We start from the raw sequence: 471 nt of genomic DNA on the forward strand, positions 1-471 counted from the left end.
CTGCATGCGGATGAGACGCCGGTACAGATGCTCGGTCCCGGCAAAGGCAAGACACATCGCGCGTATCTGTGGGCGTATACGCCGACGCACTACAGTGAGCTGCGCGCCGTGGTCTACGACTTCGCCGGGAGCCGGGCAGGCGAACATGCCCGCGCGTTCCTCGCTGGCTGGCAGGGCAAGCTGGTGTGCGACGACTACAGTGGGTACAAGGCTGGATTCCAGCAGGGAATCACTGAAATCGGATGTGCGGCGCACGCGAGACGCAGGTTCTTCGATCTGCATGCCAATCACAGCAGCCAGATCGCCGTATTGGCGCTGCCATTCTTCGCTGCGCTTTACGACATCGAGCGCGAGGCGCAGACACTGGAAGCTGAAGAGCGTCGCAGGCTTCGACAGAGCCGGGCCAAACCGGTGTGCGACGCACTTCATGAATGGATGGTGGCGCAGCGCAAGCTGGTTTCGGAAGGTTCA

The 471-nt window shown here is 61.8% G+C and carries 1 protein-coding gene; it reads left to right on the forward strand.

Going from position 1 to position 471, the window contains the following annotated elements; all coding sequences use genetic code 11:
- On the forward strand, window positions 1–471 hold a 471-nt coding region (locus ACLFKU_RS44110; protein ID WP_410853441.1), incomplete at both ends, for an IS66 family transposase.

Source organism: Paraburkholderia sp. EG304, assembly GCF_046543485.1.
GTDB classification, from domain to species: Bacteria; Pseudomonadota; Gammaproteobacteria; order Burkholderiales; family Burkholderiaceae; genus Paraburkholderia; species Paraburkholderia youngii.